General features: G+C 67.8%; 19 protein-coding genes. 6 read left to right on the forward strand and 13 right to left on the reverse strand.

The genetic code is table 11. From position 1 onward, the window contains the following. Positions 1 to 48: 48 nt before the first annotated feature. The 5 genes from lpdA to DWG18_RS06010 all read left to right on the forward strand — a co-directional run bounded on the left by lpdA (position 49) and on the right by DWG18_RS06010 (position 4,448). Positions 49 to 1,479: a dihydrolipoyl dehydrogenase gene (gene lpdA / locus DWG18_RS05990; protein ID WP_115646278.1), complete on the forward strand. Its 1,431-nt coding sequence runs from the start codon at positions 49 to 51 to the stop codon at positions 1,477 to 1,479. A gap of 75 nt (positions 1,480 to 1,554) precedes the next feature. Then, entirely contained in the window at positions 1,555 to 2,415 is an 861-nt protein-coding gene (locus tag DWG18_RS05995; RefSeq protein WP_115646280.1) for an SAM-dependent methyltransferase, read from the forward strand. Between the two features lie 8 nt (positions 2,416 to 2,423). Then, positions 2,424 to 3,017, forward strand: a complete 594-nt coding sequence (locus tag DWG18_RS06000) for a TIGR00730 family Rossman fold protein (protein WP_115648061.1) — start codon at positions 2,424 to 2,426, stop codon at positions 3,015 to 3,017. Positions 3,018 to 3,034: 17 nt separating this feature from the next. Then, a complete protein-coding gene (locus DWG18_RS06005; RefSeq protein ID WP_115646282.1) occupies positions 3,035 to 4,024 on the forward strand; it encodes a YhdH/YhfP family quinone oxidoreductase in 990 nt (329 codons plus the stop codon). Positions 4,025 to 4,082: 58 nt separating this feature from the next. Then, complete coding sequence (locus DWG18_RS06010) at positions 4,083 to 4,448, forward strand: response regulator (RefSeq protein WP_115646284.1); 366 nt, start codon at positions 4,083 to 4,085, stop codon at positions 4,446 to 4,448. Between the two features lie 67 nt (positions 4,449 to 4,515). On the opposite strand, the gene DWG18_RS06015 is transcribed toward DWG18_RS06010, so the two are convergent. Both DWG18_RS06015 and DWG18_RS06020 read right to left on the reverse strand, forming a co-directional pair. Beyond that, positions 4,516 to 5,424 (reverse strand): DnaJ C-terminal domain-containing protein, encoded by a 909-nt coding sequence (locus tag DWG18_RS06015; protein ID WP_115646286.1) that lies wholly within the window; start codon positions 5,422 to 5,424, stop codon positions 4,516 to 4,518. Between the two features lie 110 nt (positions 5,425 to 5,534). Continuing rightward, positions 5,535 to 6,017: an Hsp20/alpha crystallin family protein gene (locus DWG18_RS06020; protein WP_115646288.1), complete on the reverse strand. Its 483-nt coding sequence runs from the start codon at positions 6,015 to 6,017 to the stop codon at positions 5,535 to 5,537. Between the two features lie 140 nt (positions 6,018 to 6,157). On the opposite strand from DWG18_RS06020, the gene DWG18_RS06025 reads away from it, so the two are divergent. Next, positions 6,158 to 6,637 carry a peroxiredoxin gene (locus DWG18_RS06025; RefSeq protein ID WP_115646290.1) on the forward strand — a complete coding sequence of 160 codons (480 nt, stop codon included), beginning with the start codon at positions 6,158 to 6,160 and terminating at the stop codon, positions 6,635 to 6,637. Positions 6,638 to 6,640: 3 nt separating this feature from the next. On the opposite strand, the gene pbpC is transcribed toward DWG18_RS06025, so the two are convergent. From pbpC to pssA, 11 genes are all read right to left on the reverse strand, one after another. After that, positions 6,641 to 8,911: a penicillin-binding protein 1C gene (gene pbpC, locus DWG18_RS06030; RefSeq protein WP_240318642.1), complete on the reverse strand. Its 2,271-nt coding sequence runs from the start codon at positions 8,909 to 8,911 to the stop codon at positions 6,641 to 6,643. A gap of 167 nt (positions 8,912 to 9,078) precedes the next feature. Beyond that, complete coding sequence (locus DWG18_RS06035) at positions 9,079 to 9,615, reverse strand: hypothetical protein (RefSeq protein ID WP_115646294.1); 537 nt, start codon at positions 9,613 to 9,615, stop codon at positions 9,079 to 9,081. Between the two features lie 28 nt (positions 9,616 to 9,643). After that, positions 9,644 to 14,593, reverse strand: coding sequence for an alpha-2-macroglobulin (locus tag DWG18_RS06040; protein WP_115648062.1), 4,950 nt, complete (start codon positions 14,591 to 14,593; stop codon positions 9,644 to 9,646). Between the two features lie 271 nt (positions 14,594 to 14,864). Next, complete coding sequence (gene gyrA, locus DWG18_RS06045) at positions 14,865 to 17,513, reverse strand: DNA gyrase subunit A (RefSeq protein WP_115646296.1); 2,649 nt, start codon at positions 17,511 to 17,513, stop codon at positions 14,865 to 14,867. 381 nt (positions 17,514 to 17,894) lie between these two features. Beyond that, the gene (mtnA, locus tag DWG18_RS06050) at positions 17,895 to 18,953 is read right to left on the reverse strand and encodes an S-methyl-5-thioribose-1-phosphate isomerase (protein WP_115646298.1); all 1,059 of its coding nucleotides are present in this window, start codon (positions 18,951 to 18,953) and stop codon (positions 17,895 to 17,897) included. A gap of 46 nt (positions 18,954 to 18,999) precedes the next feature. Further along, positions 19,000 to 19,752 (reverse strand): DUF3011 domain-containing protein, encoded by a 753-nt coding sequence (locus DWG18_RS06055; RefSeq protein WP_115646300.1) that lies wholly within the window; start codon positions 19,750 to 19,752, stop codon positions 19,000 to 19,002. Between the two features lie 96 nt (positions 19,753 to 19,848). Next, on the reverse strand, positions 19,849 to 20,826 hold the full coding sequence (gene epmA / locus DWG18_RS06060; protein WP_115646302.1) for an EF-P lysine aminoacylase EpmA: 978 nt from the start codon (positions 20,824 to 20,826) through the stop codon (positions 19,849 to 19,851). Further along, positions 20,823 to 23,174: an NAD-dependent DNA ligase LigA gene (ligA, locus tag DWG18_RS06065; protein WP_115646304.1), complete on the reverse strand. Its 2,352-nt coding sequence runs from the start codon at positions 23,172 to 23,174 to the stop codon at positions 20,823 to 20,825. Before ligA ends, epmA begins: the two co-directional genes overlap by 4 nt. Before the next feature lie 4 nt (positions 23,175 to 23,178). Next, positions 23,179 to 24,273 carry a class III poly(R)-hydroxyalkanoic acid synthase subunit PhaC gene (locus tag DWG18_RS06070; RefSeq protein ID WP_115646306.1) on the reverse strand — a complete coding sequence of 365 codons (1,095 nt, stop codon included), beginning with the start codon at positions 24,271 to 24,273 and terminating at the stop codon, positions 23,179 to 23,181. After that, a complete protein-coding gene (locus tag DWG18_RS06075) occupies positions 24,273 to 25,202 on the reverse strand; it encodes a poly(R)-hydroxyalkanoic acid synthase subunit PhaE (protein ID WP_115646308.1) in 930 nt (309 codons plus the stop codon). The genes DWG18_RS06070 and DWG18_RS06075 overlap by 1 nt, the downstream gene beginning before the upstream one ends. A gap of 50 nt (positions 25,203 to 25,252) precedes the next feature. After that, entirely contained in the window at positions 25,253 to 25,870 is a 618-nt protein-coding gene (pssA, locus tag DWG18_RS06080; protein WP_115646310.1) for a CDP-diacylglycerol--serine O-phosphatidyltransferase, read from the reverse strand. Positions 25,871 to 25,977 lie beyond the last annotated feature (107 nt).

Here is a 25,977-nt window from a genome sequence, read left to right on the forward strand (position 1 = left end):
CCCGCCTCGCGCGGGGCTTTTGCGTCAAGCGAACAAGGAATATCTGAGATGAGCGAACAGCAGCAATTCGACGTCGTCGTCATCGGCGCCGGCCCCGCGGGCTACCACGCCGCCATCCGCGCCGCGCAGCTCGGCCTGAAGACCGCGTGCATCGACGCGGCGCTCGGCAAGGACGGCCAGCCGGCCCTCGGCGGCACCTGCCTGCGCGTGGGCTGCATTCCGTCCAAGGCGCTGCTCGATTCGTCGCGCCAGTTCTGGAACATGCACCACATCTTCGACCAGCACGGCATTTCGTTCTCGAACGAAAAGATCGACGTCGGCACGATGGTTGGTCGCAAGGACAAGATCGTCAAGCAGTTCACCGGCGGCATCGCGCAGCTGTTCAAGGCGAACAAGATCACGACGTTCTACGGCTTCGGCCAGCTGCAGCCGGGCAACGTCGTGGTGGTCAAGCAGCACGACGGCAGCACCGTCGAACTCAAGGGCACGAATGTCATCATTGCCGCGGGTTCGGATTCGATCGAACTGCCGTTCGCGAAGTTCGGCGAGCACATCGTCGACAACGTCGGCGCGCTCGACTTCACCGAAGTGCCGAAGCGCCTCGGCGTGATCGGCGCCGGCGTGATCGGCCTCGAACTCGGCAGCGTGTGGAACCGCCTGGGTTCGCAAGTCACGATCCTCGAAGGCCTGCCCAACTTCCTCGCAGCCGCCGACGGCGAAGTGGCGAAGGTCGCGGCGCGCGAGTTCAAGAAGCAGAACCTCGATATCCGCCTCGGCTGCAAGGTCTCGAACACCGAGGTCAAGAAGGACGGCGTGCACGTCAGCTACACCGACGACAAGGGTGCGACGCAGGAACTCGTGGTCGACAAGCTGCTGGTGGCCGTCGGCCGCCGCGCCGCGACGAAGAACCTGCTCGCCGACGGCACGGGCGTCAAGGTCAACGAGCGCGGCCAGATCGAAGTCGACGAGCACTGCCACACCGGCGTCGACGGCGTGTGGGCGGTCGGCGACTGCGTGCGCGGCCCAATGCTGGCGCACAAGGGCTTCGAGGAAGGCATCGCGGTCGCCGAACTCATCGCCGGCCTGCCGGGCCACGTCAACTTCGACACGATTCCGTGGGTGATCTACACCGAGCCGGAGATCGCCTGGGTCGGCAAGACCGAGGAGCAGCTCAAGGCCGAGGGCATTCCGTACAAGGCCGGCAGCTTCCCGTTCGCCGCGGTGGGGCGCGCGGTCGCGATGGCCGAGCCCGCGGGCTTCGTGAAGGTGCTCGCGCACGCGGAGACCGACACGGTGCTCGGCATGCACCTGGTCGGCGCGAACGTGTCCGAACTCGTGCACGAAGGCGTGCTGACGATGGAGTTCAAGGGTTCGGCCGACGACCTCGCCCGTATCTGCCACGCGCATCCTTCACTGTCGGAAGCCGTGCACGACGCCGCGATGGCCGTCCACAAGCGCGCCATCCACAAGGCGAACTGACCGTCGCATCCGCGTTACCCGGGGCCGCCGTCATCCTGCGATGATGGCGGCCTCGTCGTTTTCGGAGAGCCCGCCATGTCCGACGAAACGCCTGTTCGCAACGTCTCCGACACCGCGCGCTGGGTCGCGATCTATCGCGCGATGGAAAGCGAGCGCAACGACGCGATCTTCAATGATCCCTACGCGCGACGCCTCGGTGGCGAGCACGGCGAACGCATCGTGCGCGAGATGCCGCGCGGCCGCACGATGGCATGGCCGATGGTCGTGCGCACCGCGGTGATGGACGACATCGTGATGCGTTGTGTTCGCGAAGGCGCGCGCACCGTGCTCAACCTCGCCGCAGGCCTCGACGCCCGTCCCTACCGTCTCGACCTGCCCGCCGACCTGCGCTGGATGCACGTCGACCTGCCGGACATGCTCGCCTACTTCCGCGACGCGATGGCCGGCGAAACTCCGCGCTGCAGGCTCGAGTTCCACGCCGTCGACCTGCGCGAGGCCGACGCGCGCCGCGCGCTGTTCGCCGATGCCGCGACGACAGGCCCGGTGCTCGTCATCAGCGAAGGCCTGCTGATCTACCTCGAGCCCGACGACGTCGCCGCCCTCGCCCGCGACCTGCACGACGTCGCGCGCGCACGCTGGTGGCTCAGCGACCTCGCGTCGCCGCTGCTGATCAAGCGCTTCACGAAGCAGTGGGACAAGAAGCTCGCCGCCGGCAATGCGCCGTTCCGCTTCGCGCCGGCCGAAGGCACTGCGTGGTTCGAGCCGATGGGCTGGCGCGAGCGGGAGTTCCGTTCGATGTGGGACGAATCGCTGCGCCTGAAACGCACGGTGCCGTTCGCACCGCTGTGGGTACTGCTGTCGAAATTGCAACCGCGCGAGAAGCGCGATGCGATGCGCCGGATGTCGGGCATCGTGCTGATGGAGAGCGTGGACTGATGCGTGAGATCCGTTCCGTCGCCGTGTACTGCGGCTCCAATGCCGGCAGCCGGCCGATCTATGCCGAGCGCGCGGTCGCGTTGGGCCGGCGCCTCGCCAAGGACGGCGTCAGCGTCGTGTATGGCGGTGGCAACGTCGGCCTGATGGGCATCGTCGCCGACGCCGCGCTCGAGGCCGGTGGCGAAGTCATCGGCGTGATTCCCGAGCAGCTGGTGAACTGGGAAGTCGCGCATCGCGGGCTGACGCGCCTCGAAGTCGTCGCCGACATGCATACGCGCAAGGCGCGCATGTTCGATCTGTCGGACGCGTTCGTCGCGCTGCCCGGCGGCTTCGGCACGCTCGACGAGATGTTCGAGATGCTGACCTGGCGCCAGCTCGGCCTCGGCGATCGCCCCTGCGCCTTCCTCGACATCGACGGGTTTTATTCGCCGCTGATGTCGATGCTCGATCGCATGGTCGCCGAGCGCTTCCTGCATCCGGAGCAGCGCACCGACCTGTGGCATGGCGACGACATCGACGCGATGCTCGCCTGGATGCGCGCGTACCGTCCCGCGCAGGCGGACAAGTGGATGGACGAGAAGCGTCGGCGCGAGATCCGCTGAGCACGCGAGGAATATCGATGAGCCCCACCAACTTCCGCGCCTTCCGCATCCACGACGACGAACGCGGCTATCGAAGCGGCGTCGAGAGCATTTCGGTCGACGACCTTTCGCCCGGCGAAGTCGTCATCCGCACCGCGTATTCGTCGGTGAACTACAAGGACGCGCTTGCCGGCACCGGCAAAGGCAAGATCCTGCGGAAATTCCCGTTGGTGGGCGGCATCGATGCCGCGGGTCACGTGGTCGAAAGCCGCGACCCGCGTTATCGCGAGGGCGACGCGGTACTCGTCACCGGCAGCGGACTGTCGGAGACGCGCGACGGCGGCTACGGCGAATACGCGCGCCTCGAAGCGGAATGGACGATCCCGCTGCCTGCGGGCCTCGACCTGCGCGAAGCGATGATCCTCGGCACCGCGGGCTTCACCGCTGCGCTCGCGCTGTATCGCATGCTCGAAAACGGTCAGACGCGCGACCACGGGCCACTCGCGGTGACGGGTGCAACCGGCGGCCTCGGCTCACTGGCCGTCGACATCTTTACGCGGGCCGGTTTCGAGGTGCACGCGATCAGCGGCAAGCCGGAACACGCGGACTACCTGCGCGCACTCGGAGCAACGGACGTCCTCGGCCGCGATGCCCTGGCGACGACACGCCCTATGGAAAGCGCACGCTTCGGCGGCGGCCTCGACAACGTCGGGGGCGCGATGCTGGCCAGCCTGCTTGCGCAGACCGCGCCCTACGGCAACGTCGCGACCGCCGGCCTCGCGGCGTCGCACGACCTGCCGACCACGGTCATGCCCTTCATCATTCGCGGCGTGTCGCTGCTGGGCGTGGCGTCCGCGGGCACCGCGCGCGCGATCCGCGAACGCGTCTGGGCCCACCTCGCGTCGGACTGGAAGCCCGCCCATCTGGACCGCATCCTGACCCGCGAGGTCGACCTCGACGGCCTGTCCGGCGTTTTCGACGGGATGCTGGCCGGGGGTTCGTTCGGCAGAACACTGGTGCGCCTGTAACGCTTGCGGTTCTGAGGCCTCGCCCCGTTAGAATCGCGTCAACCTCCGAGAGCGCACTATGGCCCGAATCCTCATCGTCGACGACTCGCCCTCCCAGCTGATGGGCATCCGCCGCCTCGTCGAGAAGCTCGGGCATGAAGCCCTCACCGCGGAAGATGGCGCCGCGGGCGTCGAAGCCGCCAAGCGCGAGCTGCCGGACCTCATCCTGATGGACGTGGTGATGCCGAACCTCAACGGCTTCCAGGCGACGCGCGCGATCACGCGCGAAGCCACCACCAAGCACATCCCGATCGTCCTCGTAACGACGAAGGATCAGGACACCGATCGCGTCTGGGGCATGCGGCAAGGCGCGAAGGCGTACATCACCAAGCCGTTCAACGACAACGACCTGGCCGAGATCATCGGTCAGTTGATGCCGGGCTAAGCGCGCGCATCGTGTCAAAGAAAAGCCGCGCATTGCGCGGCTTTTTCTTTGCCCGTTCGCAAGTGTGTTACGCGCGTTCGTCCTCGAACGCATCACGCAGTGCTTCGTAGGCCTGGATCTGCCCCACGGACTGCGCACGCGGCGCGGTGATTTCCAGTTCCACGATCTGGTCACCCGGCGGATCACCGGGAAGCCCGCGTCCACGCAAGCGCAGCTTGCGGCCCGCGTCGGAGTTCGGCGGGATGCGCAGCTCCACGCCGCCACCCAGCGTCGGCACGTGCACGGTCGCGCCGAGTGCGGCATCCCACGGCGTCACCTGCGCAACGTGGATGATGTTGCGGCCATCGACTTCGAACTGCGGATGCGCGGCGTATTCGACCTCGAGCAGGAGATCGCCACCGTTCGAGCCCTGCCCGGCGAGCCGGATCACCTGCCCTTCGCGCACGCCCTTGGGTATGCGCACGTCGAGCGTGCGGCCGTTGATACCGATGCGTACCGATTTGCCTTCGTAGACCGCTTCCAGCGGCACCGCGAGCTTGGCGCGGGTGTCGCTGCGCGGCGGCGCGCCGCGACCCATGCCCGGCCCCGGCCGCCCGCCACCACGGCGCGCCTGCCCGAACAGGCTTTCGAAGAAGTCACTGAAGCCGCCGCCCGCGCCACCGCCGGCGAAGATCTCCTCGAAGTCGACGCCGCTCCCGCCGAAATCCCCGTAATCGCCGAAGCCCTGCGGGCCCGGCTGCACGTCGTCGCCCGGGCGATAGCCGCGCGCGCGCAATTGGTCGTAGGCCTTGCGCTTGGCGGGATCACGCAGCGCCTCGTAGGCCTCGTTGACGGCTTTGAAGCGGTCCTCGGCGTCGGCCTCCTTGCTGACGTCGGGGTGGTACTTGCGCGCCAGCCGGCGGTAGGCCGTCTTGATCTCGGCGTCGCCCGCACTGGGCTCGACGCCGAGAATCTCGTAGTAGTCCTTGAACTGCATCCAGCGCTCCGCGGGTGGGGGAAACGGAAACGGCCCGCAGGCGATGCCGACGGGCCGTCAGTGTAGTGGGCGCGTCCGGACGGCGCCGTCGCGACCCTGCCCGCCCGCGGTTACTGACGCGTCGCGTCGCCCTGAACGCCCGCACCGACCTGGATGCGGCGTGGCGTCGTTTCCGGACGCTTGGGAATGCTGATCTCCAGCACGCCGTTGCGGCCGTTCGCCGTGATGCCCTCGGCATCGGCGCTGTCCGGCAGCGCGAAGCGGCGATGGAACGTGCCGTAGCGCCGCTCGACGCGTGAGTAGCGCCCGGTCTGCGCATTGATCTCGCTCTTGCGCTCGCCGCGGATCGACAGGATGCCCTTGTCCATCAGGACCTCGACGTCCTGCGGGTCGACGCCCGGAAGGTCCGCGAAGATGACGAAGCGGTTCGGCTCTTCGACGATGTCCACGCGCGGCGCCCACTGGCTGGTCACCACCGACGACTCGTCGGTGCCGTTTTCGCCCGCGTTGAAAAAGCGCTCGAAGAGCTGCTTGAACTCGTCCTGGAGCTGCGACGCGCCCGGACGCTGCTGTGGATACTGGTTCAGGCTCATGGCCGGTGTCCTCCCTCGTTGAATGGCGGCGATGCCGCGCTGTCGCGATACGTAGGGCCCGCGCCCAGCCTTTCAAGAGTCGACGCGCGCATCCGCCGACGGCCGTACACTGGCTTCAGACACCAGACAGGAGCACCCCCATGGCCCAGCCCGGCGATCGCATTCCCGAAGTCGTCGTCCAGCAGATCACGTCGAACGGGATCGAGAAGACCGACACGCACTCGCTGTTCGGCGCCGGCAAGTCGGTCGTGTTCGCCGTGCCCGGCGCGTTCACGCCGACCTGCTCCGAGCGTCACCTTCCCGGCTTCATCGAACACTTCGACGAGTTCCGTCGCCGCGGCTACGACGTCGCCTGCATGGCGGTGAACGATCCCTTCGTCATGCAGGCCTGGATGCGCAGCGCCGGCGTGCCGGACGGCATGGTGATGGTGGCCGACGGCAATGCCGAGCTGACGCGCGCGTTGGGCCTCGACCTCGACGCCTCCGCCTACGGCATGGGCATCCGCTCCAAGCGTTTCGCGATGGTCGTTGCCGACGGGGTGATCGAACAGCTGTTCGTCGAAGCGCCCGGCGAGTTCCGGGTGTCGACCGCGGAAAACCTGCTCGACGCGACGGCGTAAGCCTCAGCGCGACAGCACGTCGAACGAAATCCGCGCCCACGCGCCGCCCTGCGCGAGGGCGGTGAGCACGTGCGCGCCGGGTTCGGCGAGTTGCAGCGGCAGCGTCGCTGCGCCCGCGGTTTGCGCAACGAAGTGTCCGTCCAGCAGCCAGCGCACGTCGTCGTTCGTACCCAGCGCACGCACTTCGACGTGCACGGGCTTGCCGTCGCCCGAGGCGAGTGCGGCGCCGTCACGCACACCATCGATGTGCAGCGCCGTGGCGACGGCGCGGCTGTCGTCGCTGCAATCAGGTGCGAGCGGTGGCAATGACGACATCTCGCGCTCGCGCTGCGTCAGCCACGGCGAGGCGAGTACCGGCCAGCGCGCGATCGCGATGGTGCGACGCTCGTGAGGACGCGCGCAATCGGCCGACAGGCGCTGGCCGGATGCCGCATCGACCTCGATGTCGTCGCGACCGGCATTCCAAGCGCGCGCCTGCCGTTCCGGTGGCGTCGGCGGGATCGTGCCGTCGAGCACCCATGCGGTCATGCGGCGATGGCACAGCGACGCGGGTTGCGCGTCGACCGGTGTTCCCAGCGGCCAGCAGATCTCGGCCTCCGACACGGACGCCGGCTTTCGCGACGCCACCGCGCGTGCTCGCGGCAGGCTGTCGACGACCTCGAACAGCAGCGGCAGCGCAGTCACCGCGCCGTACTGGCCCGGCATCGGCGTGCCGTCCGGACGGCCGACCCACACGCCCACGGTGTAGGCCGGCGTCGCGCCGATCGCCCAGGCGTCGCGGTAGCCGTAGCTCGTGCCGGTCTTCCACGCGAGCGGTGCGCGTCCACGCGTGTCGAACAGATCGCCGACCGTGCCCGGTCGCGGCGTCCGCTCGAGGATGTCGCGGATGATCCAGGCCGCGCCTTCGGACATCACCCGACGATCGACCTGCGGATCGCGCGGCGTATAGCGCACGCGTCCCGATACGCCGCCGCGCGCGAGCGATGCATACGCGCCGACGAGATCCTCGAGCTTCGCGCCGGTGCCGCCGAGGATCATCGACAGGTTCGGCGTGGCGCCATCCGGCCATTTCAGGCGCAGCCCGGCATGCGCAAGGCGCGCATCGAAGCGCACGGGGCCGAGCCGGTCGAGCAGGTCCACTGCGGGCACGTTGAGCGAAAGACGCAGGGCTTCCGCGGCGCCAATCGGTCCGTTGAATGCCGCGTCGAAATTGCCGGGGCGGTAGTCGCCGAACGACTGCGGCGCGTCGACGAGCAGCGTTTCCGAATGGATCAGGCCGTCGTCCAGCGCCATGCCGTACAGGAACGGCTTGAGCGTAGAACCTGGCGAGCGCCACGCCCGGACCATGTCGACGTGGCCGAGGCGCGCGTTGTCCTCGATGTCGAGCGACCCGACGTAGGCGCGCGCCTCCATGGTCGCGTTGTCCACGACGAGCAGCGCAGCCGACGTGCGCTCCGGCAGCGTCGAGAAGTACGCGGCGACGCGATCCTCCACGACGCGCTGCAGGTCGAGGTCGATCGTCGACGCGATGCGCGCCTCGCGCGGCGACGCGCTGCGCAGGCGCTGCGCCAGCAGTGGCGCGAGTCGCGGCGCCTGCAGCGATCGCGCGACCACCGGCTCGACACGCGCATCGGCGGTGTCGTGAGCGGACCAGATGCCGAGCGTCGCCATGCGCGCGAGCACCTTGTCGCGTGCGGCGCGCGCCGCTTCGGGGTGGCGATCGGGACGCAGGCGACTCGGCGCCTGCGGCAGCACTGTCAGCAGCGCGGCCTCCGCGTGTGACAGCCGCGACGCGGGTTTGCCGAGGTAGGCCCAGCTCGCCGCTTCGACACCTTCGATCGCACCGCCGAACGGCGCGTGGTCGAGATACAGCTGCAGGATGCCGCGCTTGCCGACATGCACTTCGAGCTGCAGCGCGCGGAAGAGCTGACGGATCTTCCCGCCGACATCGCGTGGATGCGGATCGAGGATGCGTGCGACCTGCATCGTCAGTGTCGAGCCACCCGACACGACGCGTCGATACCGCACCACCTGTCCACCCGCCCGCGCCAGCGCATACGGATTGATGCCCGGATGCCGCCAGAACCAGCGGTCTTCGTAACCGATCAGCGCCTGCAGGTAGAGCGGCGACACCGCGTCGGCACGCACCGGGTAGCGCCAGACGCCGCGACTGTCGGCGAAGGCGCGAAGCGGCGTACCGTCGCGTGCGAGCACTACCGCGCCCCCGTCGCGCGGATTCGGCAGTGGCAGCGGGAATGCAAGGTCGAGCAGCATCGCGGTGACGAGCAGTAGCTCGATCGCGAGTACGCCGGCCAGCACGCGGCGGCCAGATCCGCTCGCACGGCGAATCCGATCGGCACGCGCTCGCAAGCGGCCCGCCGCTATCGCGCTGTCGAGCATCCCGCGAATCCGCTGCATAAAACGCGTAGCCACGCGATTCCTCAGTGCGGCCGCGGCAGCCCGTCGAGATAGGATCGATCGAAACCAACGACCCGGGCGCCACCTTCATCGATGTGTGTCACACGCACGAGGCGCACGTTGATTACCGTCGCGACGAGCGCCGCGAATGCCAGCAGACCGAACAGCCACGACGGACCGTCGATGTCGGCCATCTCGATGCCGAGAATCGCGGCGAGCGAACCGAAGAACGCGACGAGCCCCACTGCCAGCAACGTCCGGCGACGACGTCGATGCGGCTCGCACAGCGCCGGCGATAGTTGCACGCGCTTGCGGACGATCAGCGCGACGATCGCGTACAGCACCAGGTTGAGCAGGATCAGTACGTACCAGCCGCTCGAGTGCCAGTACATCGTGCGTCGCTTCGGCGTACCGGCGGCAGGTGCGTTGCAGCGGATGCAACGCGGCGGAAGATCCATGCCGCGCGGCACGAAGACGCCGAGGCCGTCACGAACGCAGCCGTCGTGATGACGCACTTCGAGTTCCGCGGCAGGCGACTGGTACGGATTGACGACAGACAAGCGACCTCCCCTGTGATGCAACGGCGCCTCAGTGGCCCGGCTCGACGACATTCACCTTGGCCGGCAACGCCTTGCCGACACCTCGGATCCAAGGGCGGTACATGTCCTCGACCAGCGACGGCGGCACGGTGTACGTGCCGGGCGTGACGGCACGAACCATGTAGAACACGCGCGACGTATCGCCCGACGACAGCTTGAGCGCGGCGACGTAGCGGTCCTCGCGGAACTCCTCGTGCTTCATGTCGGCGGCGTTCTTGCGGTCGGCGAGTTCGATGCCGTCGATGCTGACGTCGGCCCACTGCTTCTCGTCGCCGAGATTGAAGTTCTCGATTTCCAGCCCCGCGGGCAGCAGGTCCGTGAGCAGCGCATCGGGCACGTCGTCCTGCGGCGTGATCGCCACGGAAACGATCAGCGCGTCGCCCTCTTCCAGCTTGCCGCCGTCCCACGGCTGACCATCCGGGGTGTACCACTTGCGGACGATGCCGATGCGCGAGTTGTCGAACGGCGGCGGATCACGCGGGATGCCGGCGACGTCGATGGTCGCGTACAGCGTGCCGCTTCCGGTCGGCGCGAACGCCACCCCGCCGCGCAGCGCCTGCATGTCGAACACGCGCGCCTGCAGCTTCGCGGCGGGTGCGTCAGTCGTCGCGCCATTGACGCGCCACGTGCCGGCGACCTGCCGCGACGTATCGACCATGAGCTGCTTGCCCAGGCGCGCCAGCGCGACCTGCTCCTGCGTGCTGAAGTACATGCCGTACGGCGAGCGACGTGCGTCGATCTCGCGCACCAGGGCCATGAGGCGCGTGTCGAACGCCTTGGGCGCGAGGCCGTGGCGCTTCGTCAGCGCGAGCATGAGCGCGTCGTCGCGCACGCGGCTGCCGTAGTCGCCGAGGTAGAACGGACGCGCATCGGGATCGCGATCGAAGCCGTCCTGGATTGCACGCACACCGCGCGCGCGGTCGCCCTGCAGCGCGAGCGCAAGGCCGAGATGCACCAGCGGCAGGCCGGTCTCGCTCTTCTTCCGGTCGTTGTCGTACAGGCCCCGCAGCGTGCCCAGCGGCGCGCGGTTGACGCGGGCAAGCACGTAACCGGCATGCGCCTGATAAGCGAAGCGCAGGTGCTCGCGGTGATCGTAGCCGTAGAACCCGCTGCTGCCGCCGAGCAGGTCCTCGCTCATCGCCTTGAGCGCTTTCTGCAGGACGTTGTCCGGAATCGCGAAGCCCGCATCGCGCGCGTCGAGCAGGAACTCGGCGACGTACGGCGTCAGCAGTGGATTCACCGAATCGTCGTCATCGCCCCACATCGAGAAGTGGCCCGACGCCACCTGCATGCCCGAGATGCGCGCGAACGCGCCGTTCATGCGCTGCAGGCGCTTCTTCGCGTCGAGGCCTTTGACGCCAAGCGCGCGTGCGGTGGCGTCATCGAGCATGAGGCCGGCGTAACCCTTGCTCGTGGTCTGTTCGATGCAGCCGTACGGGTAGTCGATCGCGCCCTGCAACGCGGCGGCGAACGGGATGGGCGGGTTCGGACTGACCGTCAGCCGTGCGGCGACGGAGTCGGCAATCAACCCGTCAGCGAGGTCCGCCGGCAACGTGGTCGAGGCCGGTGCCTCGAAGCTCGTCGATCGCGTGCGCACCACCTCGGGCCACGCCGGACGGACCGGGAGGTCGAAGCCACGATCGATGCGCGTGCCGTTGCCATCGACGCGAATGCGCACGCGGCCGACGCCGAAGCCTTCCTTCGCCGTCAGCGGGAACGTCAGCGAGACCTTCTGCTCCGGCGCCAGCGTGAGGCTGCGTGCGCCGTCGGCGATACCGAGCGGCCCGGTCGTGTCGACATTGACCTTGAAGCTGCCGGCCTTGCCAGTGAAGTTCTGCACGTCGAGCGTGACGCGGCTTGCATCACCCGGCGCGAGCACACGCGGCATGCTCGGCTCGGCCAGGATCGGCGCGCGGATGGTGCTCTCCTTCGCGTTGCTGCCGAAACGTCCGCCGGAATAGACGACCGCGGATACGCGCAGCGTGCCGTTGAAGTCCGGCACGGCGACCTTCAGATGGGCGATGCCCTTGGCGTCGAGCGCCACCGGGCCTGCGAACAGGTCGACCGTCTGCACGTGCGCGGTCGGGCGACGCGCTTGCGGCAGCGTGGGCAGCGCCATGTCGCCACCGAACTTCAGGCGCGCGGTGCCACCGTCGAAACTCTCGATCACGCGACCGTAAATGTCGTAGGCGTCGACCCCGAGCCGGCGCTGCGCGAAGAAATGCTTGGCCGGATCCGGCACCGGGAACTGCGTGATGTTGAGGATGCCTACGTCGACCGCGGACACCACGACGTGCGCGCGTTGACCGGCGAGCTGCGGTACCGCGATCGTCACCGGCAGGTCGCGCTCGGGGCGTGTCTTGGCCGGCACCGAAATACCGACCGCCACGCGACGATCGCGGCGATCCATCGGCACGTGGGCGACGCCCACCGCACGCGCGGGTGTCACCTTGCTGGTCGCGCTGCCGCCACGGAAGACGAGCGCGCTCACGTAGACGTCGTGGCGCTCCCAGTCCTTGGTCACCGGGATTTCGAAGGTGCTGCCGGCCTTCACGTCGACGGACTGCACGTACAGCATGTGGTCCGATTCCACGACGATGAGGCCGCGCCCCGGATTCGGCGGCGTCACCTTTACCTTGAGCGTGTCCCCGGCGCGGTAGCCGGTCTTGTCGAGCGCGAGCTTGACCTTGTCGGGGCGCGCATCGAGCCCGCGGTTCTCGTCGTTCCAGCTCCAGCCCGCGGTGAAGGGATAACGCGACGTGAGCTTCGTGACCGGGTCGTAGACGTCGACGCGGTAGTCGCCCCACTCCACCGGGAAATCGAACGGCACGGCGTCATTGCCGGCATCGACCTTGGTCGTCTGCACGTTCTCGAAGCGACGGGTGAACGCGTAGTCCCAGCCGCTGTCTTCGTCGTAATCCCAATGGTAGTCGCGGCGCTCGCGCACCAGCGTGACCTTCAAACCCTTCGCTGGGCGCGGCTGCCCCTGCGCGTCGACACGCATGAGCTGGAAACGTGCATTGCTGTTCGCGTCGGCGCCGTCGTCCGGATCGAACAACGGGCGCACGCCGACCAATGCATCAGCAGGCCACATCACGCGCTTCACGCTGCGGTTGACGCTGCGTCCGCCGGTTTCGTACACGCTGCCGCTGAGCATCACTGCGATCGGAGAGACCGGCTTCGCTTCCTTCGGCAGCGGGATGTCGCTGTCGAGGCGGCCGTTCGCATCGAGCGTCGTGTCGAGCACGTCTTCGGCCTTGTCCGGCAACGCGAGCGTCGCGTCACCGAAGAAGTAGCCCGGGAACTGCTGGTCGAACGGATGCTGCTCCACCGCGATCGCCAGGCGCGCCGTAAAGCGATTCCCCGCGGCAGGCGCGCCGTAGAGGTAGTCGCCCTGCACGTGCAGTTTCAGCGGCTGGCCCGGCGCAACGACCGGCTGCGCGGACAGATCCAGCTTCAGGCGTTCGGGCAGGAATTCCTCGACGCGCAGGGTCATGCCCTGCACGGCGTCCTTGCTTCCCGGATCGGTGCGGAACTCGACGCGCCAGCGGCCGGTCGGCGCTTCCGCGGGAATGATCTGATCCTGGCGCACGTAACCCTGCGCATCAGGCTGCAACCGCGATTCGATCAGCGTCTTGCCGTCGGGCTGCACGTAGCGCACATAGATCGGTTGCGACGCCTTGCCCGCGGCAGCCGCGATCGGATTGCCGTCGTGATCGCGCAGCAATGCCGAAAGATGCACCGTCTCGCCCGGGCGATACAGGTCGCGACCCGCCCAGGCGAACACGTCGAACCAGGCTTCCTCGCGCCCGGCGACCGCGAACTCCGACAGGTCGAGCGCCGGCTGGTTGAACGGCAGCATGGTGACGTCGCTGCCGCGGCGCGCGACGAGTACGTGCGCTGCGTCCAGTTTGTAGTCGAGCAGCGCGTTGCCGTTGCCGTCCGTGCTGCCCTTGAACACGTGCTCGCCCTTGGCGTCGAGCACGCGCAGGTCGACCCCGCCGGTGCCCGAACCGTCGAGCAGCGACGCGGTGTGGACGAACAGCTTGTCCTTGTAGGCGCGGACGTGCAGGCCGAGGTCGCTGACCGTGAAGAACGCGGTCTCGAAGTCGTCGCTGAACTTGCCGGCCTTCTTCATCACCGCGAAGTAGAGACCGGGCTCCTGCAGCTCCTTGATGTCCTGGATCGGCAGGTAGGTCAGCACGCGCTCGTTCGGCTTGCCGCCGAGCACGAAGCGGTTGACGTACACCGCGTCGGCGATGCGCGAGAGCGAGGCATGCTCCTCGCTCTGATTGTCGAGATCCCAGCCGCCGCGGCGGCCGCCGCGCTGGTACTCGGCAAAGAACTTCGGCAGTTCGGTGTCGCGCACGCGCAGGAACTCGACGTCCACTTCCGGCACGTTGATCGACACCACCGGCAGGCCGCGCGTCTCGCGCGCCGGCAGCACGCTGCCTTGCGAGGCGAAGCCGACGACGGGATCCAGCGGGCCGGTATAGACCTTGCGCTCGAGCTCCTTGCCGATGCGGCTGCCGTCCGCGGCGGTCAGGCCGGGATAGGCGACGACGACGTAGTTCTTGCTCGGTTCGACATGGCGGAAGCGCAGCACCTTGCCGCCGTCGTCCAGCACCCAGCCGCCATCGACGTGGCCGCCCTTGTCGTCGCGGACGACGATGAGCTTGTCGAACTCCTGCGTGGACGCGAGCGGTCGACTGAATTCGACCGCGATCGCGAGCTCGTCGTCCGCCTTGTCGGGATAGGCCGACGCCAGGGTGAATTCGCCCGGAGCGACGCGCTTGGCGTGGATGGCCTCGCCACTCGGTGCGGGCAGCTCGCCGTCGGTGTCGCGCTTGCAGCCACCGAGGCCGAGGGTGAGTGCGAGGAGAAAAACGATCAGCGCGCCGACGTGGCGCGCGGCTGCGGATCCGTCCGCCCGATGCATGCGTTGCATGCCTGCCCCCTTCGAGATTCCGCGAAGTATTGGGCATCCATTTGCGCGCGCAATCGCATCCCGACGGACGGCGACACACGTCGGACGGTGGACGTTTGGGGTGCCCTTCGACGTTCCCGGAACTGACACGCCAGCCTGTCAGCGGACATTGGCTTGGGCGAGGACGTCGTACCGCGGCAGCACGTAACGCACGCGGGAACGCGCCGGATCGACAAAAAAAACGCCGACACGAAGGTCGGCGTTTTCATTCAACCCGGCGGGATCACGCCCCGGGCGTGTCGTCACCGATTTCCGCTTCGGTGACGACCGCGTCGGCCGTCGTCGTCGGACCAGCCAGCATGTCGCCTTCTTCGTCCAGCGACACATCGACACGCTCGATCGCCTGCAGGCACTCGCCCTCGCCGAGGCGGATCAGCGTCACGCCCTGCGTGTTGCGACCGACCTGCGAGATGTCCGCCGCCGGCGTGCGCACCAGCGTGCCCGCGTCGGAGATCAGCAGCACCTCGTGATGGTCGGACAGCTGGATCGCGCCCACCATGTCGCCATTGCGCTCCGTCGTCTTCAGCGCGATCACGCCCTGCGTGCCGCGCCCCTTGCGCGGGAAATCCTCGAGCGGCGTCCGCTTGCCGAAGCCGCGCTGGCTCGCCGTGAGGATGTCGCCGTTGCCGTCGACCACGATCAGGCTGACAACCTTGGCGCCGTCCGCGCCCTCCTCGCCCTCGGCCAGGCGCATGCCGCGCACACCGGTCGCGCCGCGACCCATCGGGCGCACTTCGCTCTCGGAGAAACGCACCGCCTTGCCGTTGCTCGCGAACATCATGATGTCGCGCGTGCCATCGGTGAGCTCCGCATTGACCAGCGCATCGCCCTCGTCGAGCGAGATCGCGATCTTGCCGCGCTGCAGGCGGAACGCGAACTCGGTCAGCGGCGTCTTCTTGACCGTGCCGTTGCGCGTCGCGAAGAACACGTACTGGCCTTCGGTGTACTCGCGCACCGGCACCACGGCCTGTACTTGCTCGCCGGCTTCCAGCGGAATCCAGTTGATGATCGGACGGCCACGCGAGGCCGCGCTGGCCTCCGGCAGCTGGTGTACCGACAGCCAGAACACACGGCCGGCGCTGGTGAACGTCAGCAGCGTGTCGTGCGTGTTCACCAGCCACAGCTGGTCGATGAAATCCTCGTCCTTCGTCTTGGCCGCATTGCGACCGCGGCCGCCGCGCTTCTGCGCGCGGTACGCCGCCACCGGCTGGCGCTTGGCGTAACCCGCGTGCGACAACGTGACCACCACGTCTTCTGGCGCGATGAGGTCAAGGATGTCGAGGTCTTCCTCGCTCTGGCGGATTTCGCTGCGGCGCGCATCGCCGAACTCGGCCTTGAGGTCGAGCAGCTCGGTGCGGATGACTTCGCGCAGGCGATCGGGATTGACGAGAATCTCGATCAGGCCGCGGATCGTCTCCAGCAGTTCCTTGTACTCGTCGGTGAGCTTGTCCTGCTCGAGGCCAGTGAGGCGATGCAGGCGCATCTCGAGGATCTGTTGCGCCTGGGTCTCGGTGAGCTGGTAACGCGGAACACCGTTCTCGTCGCGCAAGCCGACGCCGGCCGGCAGGTCGTCCGGGCGCGACGCATCCGCACCCGCCGCGGCGAGCAGCGAACTGACGAGTCCGGCGTCCCAAGTGCGCGCCAGCATGCGCTCACGCGCTTCGACCGGATTCGCCGACGTCTTGATCAGCTCGATCATCTCGTCGATGTTCGCGAGCGCGACCGTCAGGCCTTCCAGGATGTGCGCACGCGCGCGCGCCTTGCGCAGGTCGAAGATCGTGCGACGCGTGACGACTTCGCGGCGGTGGCGCACGAAGGCTTCGATGATCTCGCGCAGGTTCAGCAGCTTCGGGCGGCCGTCGACCAGCGCCACCATGTTGATGCCGAACACCGACTCCATCTGCGTCTGCTGATAGAGGTTGTTGAGGATGACGTCGGCCGATTCGCCGCGCTTGACCTCGATGTAGATGCGCATGCCGTCCTTGTCGGACTCATCGCGCAGCTCGCTGATGCCTTCGAGCTTCTTTTCCTTCACCAGCTCCGCGATCTTTTCGATCAACCGGGCCTTGTTCACCTGGTACGGGATCTCGGTGACGATGATGGCCTCGCGGCCGTTGTCCATCGTCTCGATGTCGGCCTTCGCACGCATGCGCACGCGGCCGCGGCCCGTGCGGTACGCGGCGACGATGCCGGCGGTGCCGTTGATGATGCCTGCGGTCGGGAAATCCGGGCCCGGGATGAACTCCATCAGGCCTTCGACGTCGATATCGGGCTGATCGATGAGCGCGATCGTCGCGTCGATCACCTCATTGAGGTTGTGCGGCGGGATGTTCGTCGCCATGCCGACCGCGATGCCGGCGGAGCCGTTGACGAGCAGGTTCGGCACACGCGTCGGCATGACGGTGGGCTCGAGTTCCTTCTCGTCGTAGTTCGGCTGGAAGTCGACGGTTTCCTTGTCGATGTCCGCCATCAGCTCGTGCGCGATGCGCGACATGCGCGCCTCGGTGTAACGCATGGCTGCAGCGGAGTCGCCGTCGATCGAGCCGAAGTTGCCTTGGCCGTCGACCAGCATGTAGCGCAGGGAGAACGGCTGCGCCATGCGCACCAGCGTGTCGTAGACCGCCGTGTCGCCGTGCGGGTGGTACTTACCGATGACGTCGCCGACGATGCGCGCCGACTTGTAGTACGGCCGGTTGCTGTGCGCGCCCAGTTCGTTCATCGCGAAGAGCACGCGACGATGCACCGGCTTGAGGCCGTCGCGAACGTCGGGGAGTGCGCGGCCCACGATCACGCTCATGGCGTAATCGAGGTAACTGCGGCGCATCTCGTCTTCGAGGTTGACCGGGATGATTTCTCGGGCGAGTTCCGTCATCGGGATTCCGTCTGGGACGAAGGACACCCCGCCCTCGGACCGTTTCCGGTGCGCTGTTCAGCACGGCCGGAACGGTGGCGTCGGAGGGGTATCCGCAAGAGGTGAAATGTTACCACGCGCGCAGTTTTACCGCACGCGATTTCTGGCGGAAAAACAATAACTTACGGGCACTACAGCCGCTTCGGTGGGTGACTGCTCGATGGCGCCACCATTCGGTTCGCAGCGTGATTGATCGCGACGCTGTTTCAGCGCCTCCAATGGAGCCCCGGGAGGCGACGCTGGACGCCACGAAACTCGGCACCGCACGATCGGGGCTGGCGGCCCGGCGAAGCGCTTCGCTTCATCGCGCGGGTGCTCGACGCACCGGGACGCGCGCTTACCTCACCCCCCGAAAGCCGCCCGCATCGCTGCTTCGTCGGGCCGTTCGATCACGCCGCGCTCGGTCACGATGAAGTCGATCAGCTCGTGCGGCGTGACGTCGAACACCGGGTTCCAGGCCTCGACGCGCTCGGCCGCCGTGCGCACACCACCGAGCGAGAACAGCTCGGTCGCCTCGCGCTCCTCGATGTGGATGGCGTCGCCGTTGGGCGTGTCGAGATCGACCGTCGACGACGGCGCCGCGACCATGAACTTGACCCCGTGATGGCGCGCGGCGATCGCGAGCTGGTAGGTGCCGATCTTGTTGGCGGTATCGCCGTTCGCGCAGATGCGGTCGGCGCCGACGACCACCCACTGCACGCCGCCCGTGCGCATCAGGTGCGCGGCGGCCGAGTCGGCGATCAGCGTCGGCACGATGCCGTCCTGCTCCAGCTCCCACACCGTCAGCCGCGCGCCCTGCAGCCACGGCCGCGTTTCGCCGGCGTAGACCTTGTCGATGCGACCTTGCGCAACACCGGCCCGGATCACGCCGAGCGCGGTACCGAAGCCGGCGGTCGCCAGCGAACCCGTGTTGCAATGCGTGAGGACGCCACTGCCCGGCGCGATCATCGCTGCACCGAGCGATCCCATGCGGCGGTTGGCGGCGAGGTCTTCGGTCGCGATGGCTTCGGCCTCGCGAAGCAGCACGTCGCGCCAGTCGGCGCCGGCACCTTGGACCGCACGGCGCAGGCGCGTGAGCGCCCACGCGAGGTTGACCGCAGTCGGGCGCGCCGCATTAAGGCGCGCGAACGCCGCATCCAGCTTCGACATCGCTTCCGCGCCGTCGGCCGCGTCAACGTCACGCGCCGCAAGCACGGCACCCCAGCCCGCAGCGATGCCGATCGCCGGCGCGCCGCGCACGGTCAAATTCGCAATGGCATCCGCGACTGCGACGGAGTCGTCGCAGCGCACGTATTCGACAGTGAACGGAAGCTTGCGCTGGTCGAGAAGTTCGAGGGCGTCACCCGTCCAGCGAATCGGACGGACGCGGTCGTAGCGGTCGAAATCGAAGTCGGCATTCATCCGGCCATTCTACGGGCCGCCATGCCAACGGGCCGGCGATACCGAGTTAGCGACCGCTGGCGATCGTGCCGCCGCCGACCTCGAATTCCGCGCGGCAGCCCTGGTCAACCCAGACACCGCGGTGGTCAACGCCCCAGGTATCGCCCTCGATGCACGCCGTATGCGACAGCTGCTTCACGAGACGCACGTTTTCGCGCGAGGTGATCGCGCACGTATGCAGCCGGTTGTTGTCGGACGCGCACTGGAAGCGCGTGGCCGCCGGCGGCGTCGGACGCGCCCAGCCGCCGCTGCCGACGACGCGGAATTCCGCGCGGCAGCCGCCGCTCACCCACACGCCTTCGCTGTCGAGCCCCCACGACTGGCCGCGGATGCACTGCGAACGCGAGAGCTGGCGAACGATCTCGATGTGCGTGCCACGGCGCGTCGCGCAATGCGTCCAGCGACCGCTGTCGGAGCCGCAGCGGAACAGGCGATCGCCACCACCGATCGTGCCGATCGAACCCGCACCCTCGCCGTTCGACAGCGCGAGGAATTCGCCACGACATCCTTGCGTCACCCAGATCGAACCGCGCGTGCGGCCCCAGGTTTCGCCTTCGAGGCACGGCGACTTGGAAAGTTGCTTGAGCAGCCGTGCGCCGCCGCTGGCATCGGCGGGACATTCCTTGGTGTGGCCATCGGACGACTCGCAGCGCAACGTGCGGCCGTCGGGCACTTCACCGCCCCACGCGCTCGCGCGCGGCGACACGACGAGGCACGCACCGACGCCGATCACGAAACCGATCGCACCGCGCCTCACCATGACTGCCTCCGGACTGCCCCTTCACGCCGACTGTAACCCGGCGAGGTGAACGTTGCTCGTCCGTAAGCGGCGCGGTCGGTGTTCATTTATCCGGCGTCAGGCGCGCGCGAAATCGAAGGCCAGAACGTCCGCTATGCGGGGCGTGGCTTGCAGGGCCATCAGCAGGCGATCGACCCCCAACGCCACGCCCGCGCACGCCGGCAAACCATGCGCCAGCGCATCGAGCAACGCTTCGTCACGCGGCACCGCGGCCGCGCCTTGTGCGCTGCGTCGAAGAATGTCCGCGTCGAACCGGCGCCGCTGTTCGTCGGTGTCGGCGAGCTCGTGATAGCCGTTCGCGAGTTCCAGCGAACCGAGATAGAGCTCGAAGCGTTCGGCGACCGGCGGATCGCCGTCGCGCACGCGTGCGAGCGCGCACTGCGATGCCGGGTAGTCGTGCACGATCGTGATCGTGTCGTCGGGGAACGCGGGCTGGATGCGATGCGTCATCAGCAGATCGAGCCAGTCGTCGCGCGACAGGCCGTCGGGATCGATCTGCACGTCGCCCAGTGCTGCGCGCAATGTCCCGATGTCCGCGCGATGCGCGTCGATGCCGACGTACGTGCGATACAACTCGGCATACGTCGTCTCGTCGACTCGCGCACTCCGCCCGACCAGCGCCAGGCACGACTCGACCAGTTCCGCGGCTTCGCGCGCCAGCGCGACGTGGTCGATACCGAGCCGATACCACTCCAGCATCGTGAACTCGGGATTGTGACGGCCACCCGCCTCGCCATCACGGAACACGCGACCGAGTTCATAGCAGTCGCCGACTCCGGCTGCGAGCAGGCGCTTGAGCGGAAATTCGGGCGAGGTGCGCAGCCAGCGCGTGCGCGGCGCGCCGTCGGTGCGGCCGCTGAACTCGAGCGCAAACGAGGCGATGTTGGGATCGGTATTGCCCGCGCGCGACATCACCGGCGTCTCGACCTCAAGTACGCCGCGCTCAGTCATGTAGTCCCGGATGCGACGATTGACCGAGGCACGCAACCGCAGTGCATCCAGCGTCGCCGACGGCCGCCACGTGGCGTCGCTCATCCGACGCCGTGCTCTGCGAGGAATGCGGCCAGGCGCGCCTCGTCCCAGACGTCGATACCCAGCTGCTGCGCCTTCTCCAGCTTGGAGCCCGCACTCTCGCCCGCCACCACAAAACCTGTCTTCTTGGAGACGCTGCCCGCAACCTTCGCGCCCAGCGATTCCAGCTTCTCGCCCGCCTGTTCGCGCGTCATCGACGACAGCGAACCGGTGAGCACGACGGTGACGCCATCGAGCACGCCGGCGGATGTGGATGCAGCGGGCAACAGGTCGAGCAGTCGCGCCTGCGACGCGACCGACGCCTCGAGCAGCGCCGCGTTCGCCCTGTCGTCGCGCCAGACCGTAAACGATTCGACGACCGCCTCGGGCACTCCCGCAGCGGAGAGCGCTTCGGCGTCGACACTCACCAGCATCGCGCGATCTAACGCTGCCGCGATCTGCTCCGCACGAATCCGCGTGACCTTCGGGATCTCGAGATCCACGAGCAGGGTCGCCACATCCAGGCGCTCGCGCAGCTTGGCCGACGGCGGATGTTCGTCGCCGGGCATGACGCCGCGTTCGAGCAGCGTGTCGATCACCTGCTGGTTGCCGGGCTGGTCGAAGAAATGACCGAGCGAGCGAGCGACTTCGCCGCCGATGTCGGGCAGCGCCTTGAACAGCGGCCACGGCAGGCGGCGCACGGTATCAAGCGAGCCGAACCATGCAGCCAACGCCTTCGCGGTGCTCTCCCCCACGTGTTCAATACCCAGCGCGAACAGCAGCCGCTCGAGCGTGGTGTGACGGCTGCGGTCGATCGCCGCCAGCAGGTTTTCCGCCCATTTCGTGGCGACCTTGCCGCGCGCCTTCGTCGACGTTTCAGGCTCCGCATCTTCGGCGTCGCGCGCGTCGACCTCCCGCTTCATCGCGAGCAGGTCGTCCAGCGTCAGCGCATACAGATCGCCGAGTTGCTTGACGTAGCCGAGATCGCAGAGGTCCTCGACGATGCGATCGCCAAGGCCCTCGATATCCATCGCGCGACGCGACGCGAAATGCCGCACCGCTTCCTTGCGCTGCGCCGCGCACGTGAGTTCACCCGAGCAACGCCATACCGCCTGCCCTTCCTCGCGCACGATTTCCGAGCCGCAGACCGGGCATGCCGTCGGCATCTGCCACGGTGAGGTACCGCGCGGACGTTCGGACTCGACGACGCGCACGATTTCGGGAATGACGTCACCCGCGCGTCGCACGATCACCGTGTCGCCGATGCGCACGTCGAGACGCGCGACCTGGTCGGCGTTGTGCAGCGTGGCGCTGGTGACGACGACGCCTGCGACATGCACGGGACGCAGACGTGCGACAGGAGTCGCAGCACCGGTGCGACCGATCTGGATCTCGATGCCTTCCAGCACCGTCATCTGTTCCTGCGCGGGGAACTTGTGCGCGATCGCCCAGCGGGGAGCGCGCGAGACGAACCCCATCTCGCGCTGGCCCGCGTAATCGTCGAGCTTGTAGACAACGCCGTCGATGTCGAACGGCAGCGAAGCGCGGCGCTCACCCATGCCGCGGTAGTAATCGAGTAGACCGTCGACGCCGCGCACCACCGCGTTCTCGCCACTGACGGGAAAACCCCAGTCGCGCAGCTTCGCGAGCACGTGCGAGTGCGTGCCGGGCAGCGTCCCGCCTTCGACCGCACCGATCGCATACGCGTAGAACGCGAGCGGACGCTGCGCGGTGATGCGCGGGTCGAGCTGGCGCAGCGAACCCGCCGCACCGTTGCGTGGATTCGCGAGCGGCTTCAAACCCTCGGCAAGCGCCTTCTCGTTGTAGGCATTGAACGCCGCGATCGGCATGAATACTTCGCCGCGCACCTCGAGCACGGCCGGCCAGCCGCCGCCCATCAGGCGCAGCGGCACGCTGCGAATCGTGCGCACGTTCGCGGTTACGTCCTCGCCGGTCGCGCCATCGCCACGCGTGGCCGCCACGGCCAATCGACCCTGTTCGTAGCGCAGGCTGATCGCGAGGCCATCGAGCTTGGGCTCGACCGAGAACGCCGGCGCGGTGACGTCGAGCGTCTGCTCGATGCGACGCACGAAGTCGCCGACTTCCTCGTCGGTGAATGCATTCGACAGCGACAGCATCGGCACCGCATGACGCACCTGCGAGAACGCCGTCGCCGGCGCATTGCCTACGCGTTGGGTCGGCGAGTCCTCGCTCGCGAGATCCGGGTTCTCCGCTTCGAGCGCGAGCAGCTCGCGCATCCAGCGGTCGTACTCGGCGTCGGGCACCGACGGATCGTCGAGGACGTAGTAGCGGTGGTTCGCCTCCGCAATCAGGCGGCGCAGCTCGTCGATGCGTGCAACGGGTTTGGACATGCGGTCAGCGGGCGGTCTTCGAGCGCTGCGAGAGCCAGTCGTGGATGCCCTGAGGAATGTCGCGCTGCGCACGACCCGAGACGTAGATGCCGATGTGGCCGCCGCGGAACGAGAGCTCGCTGTAGTCCTTGCTGCCGACGAGGCCGCGCAGCGGCTTCGATGCATTCGGTGGCACCAGGTGATCCTGCTCGGCGTAGATGTTGAACACCGGCATGTCGATCGCCTTCAGATCGACGGTGCGATCGCCCACGCGCACCGTGCCGTTGACCAGTCCGTTGTCCTGATAGAACTGCTTGATGAATTCGCGGAACGCTTCGCCGGCGAGATCCGGCGAGTCGAAGATCCAGGTCTCCATGCGCAGGAAGTCCTCGACCGCGCGCTTGTCTTCGAGGATGTCGACGAGCCCGACGTACTTCTGCACGAGCAGCCGATACGGCTTCAGCGTGAGGTAGCACCAGTTCATGACGTCGGCCGGCACGTTGCCGAGCGTGTCGACCATGAGGTCGACGTCCAGCGCCCGCGCCCAGCCTGCGAGCATGTTGTCGTCGGTATGGAAATCGACCGGCGTCACCATCGTGACGAGGTTGCGCACCTTGCGCGGATTCAGCGCGGCGTAGCACAGCGAGAACGCGCCGCCCTGGCAGATGCCGAGCAGGTTGACCGCATCGACGCCGTGCGACTTGCGCAGATGGTCCACCGCGCCGCCGAGGTAGCGCTGGATGTAATCCTCGAGCGTCTGGAAGCGATCCGAGCGATCCGGATAGCCCCAGTCGATGATGTAGACGTCCTGCCCGCGTTCGAGCAGGCCGCGCACGATCGACTTGTCACTCTGCAGGTCGACCATGTACGGACGGTTGACCAACGCATACGCGATCAGCAGTGGCACCTTTTCGGTGGCTTCGATGCCATCGCGGCGGAAGCGGTACACCGCGACCTTGCCGTCCCGCCAGACTTCCTCGCGCTCACTCGCACCGACGTCGACCGGGTCCAGCGCCGACAGCGTTTCCATGCCCTTGCGCAGGCGCGACTGCACCTGCAGCGCCTCGCGCGCGAGCGCGTCGAGGCCGATATCGATCGGCGATCCGAACGGCGTGTCCATCAGCGTTTACCGGTTTTGCGCGGCGCGGCCTTGGGGGCGCGCGGCTTGGGGGATTCGGCTTGTTCCGGCGTCGGCGCTGCGCCCGCGCGCGGCGCGCTCATCGCCTCGATGGCTTCGCGAAGGCGACGCAGCTCGCGTTCGAGCTGCGCGACCTTGCGATGCGCGGCGTCGACTTCCGCACGCCCGGGAATGCCCCACTGGGCGCAGGCCAGCTCGACTTCCTTCTGCATGGCGGCGCGCACGCGCATCTGCGCGTTGACGTAGTCGCCGAATGCGGACTGGAAGCGATCGCCGAGGGCGACGTCGGCATAGGCATCCTCCGCGGCGTCGATCCACAGGTCGAACAGGCCGCGCGCGCTTTCGACCGGTTTGCCGTCGTTGCCGCGCTGGGCGAGCAGCGATTCGAAGCGCGCGAAGGCGTCCTGCCCCGCTTCCGCAATGATCGCGTTGAACGCCTGCGAGGCCTGCTGGAACTCGGTCGCCGCCTTCGCGAATGACTGCATACGTTCCTGATGCTCGCGCGTATAACCGAACGCCGGCAGATCGAACGGGCCGCGAGGCGCGCCGTTCGCGCCTGCGCCGAAAAACGCGGCGGGCATGAAAGCGTTCGCGAAACCCGCCTGTGCGAACGGGTTGTCGCCGAGCATCGATCGCCATGCGCGCGTGATATCCGCGGCGTTCGTTTCGACGCTGCCGCCGAACTGCGCGGCCAGCTGCTGCATCTGCGTCATCCACTGGCCGGCGAGCGCGGTCGGATCGAACGACGACGCCTGCGGCGCGGCAGGCTTCCACCATCCGAACGGATCGCTCGGCGCCGGTGCGGGCGCAGCGCCCATCGCGCCGAACCACTGCTGGCCGAGGCGCTGGAACGTGGCGGGATCGAATGCGGGAAATCCGAAGCCCGCGGCTCCGAACGGGGATGTCGACATGGTGGCCTCCGATCGAATGCCGATGATAACGAACGCGGCCGACGCGGCGGTTACGGCTTGGGAATGTGCAGCGTCTTGCTGATCATCAGCGAGCCCGACAGCGCGAACATCAGCACCAGTGGGTGAAGCTGCCACGGACCGAGATGGACCACCCCGCCCCACACGTCCGGACCGATCGCGCCGCGTATCGCGGCGATGGCCAGGACGACGACCAGCACCAGGCTGGTCGGAATCGGCGTGCCCTCGAAATACTTCACCTTGCCTTCGGTGCCCGACAGCTGCTCCGCGGTGACGTTGTAGCGCGCGAGTCGGCTGACGCCGCAACCGACGAAATAGCTCAGCACGACCCAGTCCCACCCGCCCTGCAGGCCGCAGGCGTACGCCAGCGCTGCAGGGGCGACGCCGAACGAGATCACGTCGGCCAGCGAGTCGAGTTCGCGACCGAGCGTCGACGCCGACTGCCGCCAGCGCGCGACACGGCCGTCCAGCGCATCGAACACGAAGGCCAACGGGATCAGCGCCATGCCGGTGAGCAGGTCACGGACGACGCCATCCTGCAGGAAGCGCATGGCCGCGAAGATCGCGCCCGAGCCGCAGAACGCGTTGCCAAGGGTGAACCAGTCCGCGAGCTGGAAATCGCGGAGCATCGAGAAGTGGCGTTGCTTCATCGGGCGCCTGTCCGGTGTTTCGCGGCAGGGTGCCAAACCAGGTGTGACGCCGGCAACAGCAATTCACTTTGCCAACCGGCGGCTGCCAATGTTTTGACACGCAGCCG

Origin of the sequence: Lysobacter sp. TY2-98 (assembly GCF_003367355.1) — a bacterium.
GTDB lineage: Bacteria > Pseudomonadota > Gammaproteobacteria > Xanthomonadales > Xanthomonadaceae > Cognatilysobacter.